We start from the raw sequence: 3780 nt of genomic DNA, 5'->3' as shown, positions 1-3780 counted from the left end.
TCGGTAATGTCAGTTAACATACTCATAGCACCGACATACTTGCCTTTCTGGTCAAAAAGAGGTTTAGCATTTAGAAATGTCCAGATGGGTGAGCCATCTTTACGTATTAATTTCAATTCGTAACTTCCACTTATTCCCTGCCTCCTATTCTCCAGATTCATTTTGACAATAGGTTTATATTCTTCACTGATAAAATTCCATACTGGTTTGCCAATAGATTCTTCTATAGTGTATCCGAGCATATCTAACATTTTCTTGTTAACGTAAGTAATTACATTTTCATTGTCAGTTATGAGTATAAGCTCATTTGCTGTCTCAACGATGTTTCTGTACTTTTCTTCACTTTCTCTAAGCCTTTCTTCTGCTTCTTTTCTCCGAGTAATGTCTGTGGCAATAATGGAGGCAGCGGTTGTCTTTCCTTTGTTATCAAAAACTGGGAAAATACTAAGTGAAACATTTATTAGCTTTCCATCCTTTCTCAGTCTTAAGGTTTCATATTGCTGGATCTTTTCCCCCCGTTTAATTATTTCACATAATCTGTGTGTTTCTCCGGTTAATGTGGGTGGCTCCAAGATGGATATAGACTCTCCTAGAACTTCTTCCGCTGAATAGCCATAAACCTGTTCTGCACCCTTATTCCAGCTTGTGATAATACCTTCAAAAGACTCAGTTATGATAGCTTCAGTTGATGATTCGACAACGTTGGCTAAATTCCGAATCTTTTCTTCAGCTTTTCTATGCTCTGTTATGTCTTGAACTGTCCCTTTAAGTCGAATTGGATTGTTTTTCTCATCGAAAACAACTTCAGCTTTTCCATAGACTATATGTTCTTCTCCATTGGCTGTGATAATCCTGTAATCAATATCAAAAGGCTTTCCTTTTAATGCTTCTTTAATAGCATTATCTACACGGCTTCGATCCTCTGGATGAACATAGTTTAAAAACGTATCAGAATTTACTTTTGACTCTTGAGGTTTAAGTCCAAAAATACGATAAGTTTCATCAGACCAATGAAGCTCGTTATTTGCAAAGTCTCGCTCCCAACTTCCGATATGAGCCATTTTTTGAGCTTCAGCAAGATTTCCCTCACTTTTTTTCAATGAATCATAAGCACTCTGAAGCTCTAATGTACGTTCTTTAACCAGTTTATCTAAATTATCGAGTGTATCTTTCAATTTCGCTTCTGCTTCTTTCCTCTTGGTAATGTCACTGGCAGCACCAAACCATTCAACAATTTCGCCATTTGCATCCAGCAAAGGAACTGCACGTGAGAAGATCCATCCCACGCTGCCATCGGCTAACTGGACTCTATGTTCCGTTTGGTAAGTGCTCTTCGTCCGAATAGCTTCATTTATGATGGCTGTCACTCGCCACTGATCTTCAGGGAGAACATATTTATCAATCCATGTGCTACTTGGGCTTTCAGTATTAGCAAGAAAACCTCGACCATAGAAATAGCGCATTTCGCTCCAGTCAGGGCTCACACGATATACCATTTCTGAACTGGCTGTTGTAAGAGCACAAAAACCTTTCTCACTCATACTCAGTGCTGCTTCAACCTGCTTGCACTCCTTATTATTCTTCTGAGATGAGCTTTCTATTTTCTCCCATTTACTTTCTTTTTTAGTTAAAGCAAATTGATGATTTGCAATGATGTCTAATATCTCAACTGCATTGTACTTGTCAATTGGATAGGTGCAAAGAGCCATCATAGGGTATTTTCCAATGAAAGAGTCCAATATATTGTCGTGACCACAGAAATCGTTTCCACTATACCTCAGACCATCATATCCACTAACAAGAGACTTATTGGTTTTTTCAATCAATTGGTTTAGTACCATCTTTGGACCTAAAGTACCCTCTTCGACGTGCCAGTAGGTATAGGGAACAATTTCGATTTGCCCATTCTTTATATACGCATCAATTTCGGGAATAGCCACTTTTAAGGCTTCTTTTGCTTCTTCCTCATCTAACTGATCTGATATGACCCACAAACAAAATTCGTTATTCTCCAATCCTGCCTTGAAGTAAGGAATGATTATATCCATTAAATCTTCTTTTGTCTGGTAGAACTGGCAGAAATGAGTTCCCCAAGGTATATCCCCAATAATATCAATACCAGAGATCCTATTGGTGCTTCCCATATTCTTCTCTTATAGCAGGTGTAAGGTCAAATTAGTATATACAATATATATTATATATATTACATTATAAAAAGTTAACATTACTTTGGAAGGAACTGTTTATATAGTTTTATGTCCACCTAAATATTTTTTAAATAGGTATGATACAATAAATAAGTATCTGGCTTGTATATTTCACAAATTCTGTATTTTAACTCACTTAGCCAATCAGGACAACACCTTTTTGGAGCTTGAGAATTAAACAGGCATAGAATCTTTCTGATTATTTCATGCAAAAAAGGGCAGTACCAATATAGATACATGAGACTATACCTGCTTATTGTATACTATCTGTTTTGTGGCTTATAAACTTTCAAAATTTATAAGTTTCTTTTCCTATTAGCCCTGTGAATACAAAATAAATGGAACAGATGGAACAGATAGAACACTTATAATAAAGGGGTATTATTAAACACAGGGTAGAGAGAAAATAAATTTATAAATATAAAAACAAACACTCCCCTCTTGAAAGTTGAGAATGGAAATGTGTATTAGATTGGTCCTGATTATTTCACGCAAAAAGGTAATTTCAACAATATGGGCATATGAGATTATATCTGTTTTTCTTATATCATCTTCCCAGGCTGTATAGAGTTTTAATGTATAACATGTCTGTTTTTTGACTGTTTTAGTAGTGGACTTATATGGTTCAACTAAGAAATCAATAGCATTAAACCTTCAATAATCTCACATAATAAAGTATTCACACTACCAAAGGCGATTGATTTCGTACTTTAAGTTCCATGAAGACACTTCAAGGGAAATGTATTCTTTATCTTGAATACTCCTAAGATCTTCAATTACCTCATTACTGGCTCCATGTTTAATGGCTTGCTGAATAAGTTCTTGCTTCGTTAAAGAAAAGTATATATTTCTTAAGATAACTCTAATTTCAACATAGCTGGCTTGCATTTGTTTTCTCCATACTTTGTTATATTTAGCTTGGACATTATCTCAAACGTTCATTAATGGCAATAGCTATTTTATATGAGCTGATCCCGAAACTTAAATTGATACTTTGAATCTCATATTCCGAACAATCAATCGAGTTTCTGGTAATGAGAAATAGTTCTGTAAACCTTACTGATTTTAGAATAAAATTGATTTTAGGATGAGATATGTCAATAAGTGTAGGCTTTATATAACCGGTTGTAATAAAAAATTAAAAGTTTAATGAATATAAGTTTAGAGCTTTAGTTCTTTAGCGATTTCCTGAAAAACCTTCCCCTTATCAGTGGTTATGAAAAAACCATTTTCATGCCTAATGAGTTCTTTATCGTTCAACATTTCCAGATACCTCGAGGCAATATTAAAATTAACATTTGCCTCATTTACAATGTGAGTTTTATTCGCCCCATTCATTGCTACTTTTAAAATCTCTTCTGCAATATCAGTTTTACTTCTTCTCATAATACTGACTCCTTCTTACAATGGATTAAAAAGTTCCCCTCAAAAGAGACTCATTTTTCAAAAATATCCCATATCGTGCCTTAGAAAGACAAGAATGATTATACGATGTATTATTTTTCTTCCTATATGAAAATGTTTATTTTATATAAAAGTCAAGTTATAATCGGACTTTGATAATATGCTGGCT

At 34.6% G+C, this 3780-nt stretch carries 3 protein-coding genes; all 3 read right to left on the bottom strand.

All coding sequences use genetic code 11. The annotated features are described in order from the left end of the window. Positions 1-2144, bottom strand: a 2144-nt coding sequence (locus BP621_RS16620; protein WP_292391836.1) for a PAS domain S-box protein, incomplete at its 3' end; no start/stop codon positions are given. A 747-nt stretch (positions 2145-2891) separates the two neighbouring features. Further along, positions 2892-3095: a DUF2795 domain-containing protein gene (locus BP621_RS17280; protein WP_394339320.1), complete on the bottom strand. Its 204-nt coding sequence runs from the start codon at positions 3093-3095 to the stop codon at positions 2892-2894. Between the two features lie 273 nt (positions 3096-3368). Further along, on the bottom strand, positions 3369-3593 hold the full coding sequence (locus tag BP621_RS16615) for a winged helix-turn-helix domain-containing protein (protein WP_292391835.1): 225 nt from the start codon (positions 3591-3593) through the stop codon (positions 3369-3371). Positions 3594-3780 lie beyond the last annotated feature (187 nt).

Source organism: Methanosarcina sp. UBA5, from assembly GCF_002505485.1.
Classification (GTDB): domain Archaea; phylum Halobacteriota; class Methanosarcinia; order Methanosarcinales; family Methanosarcinaceae; genus Methanosarcina.
Note: the sequence above shows the minus strand (reverse complement) of the source record. Positions and strands in the feature narration are given on the sequence as shown.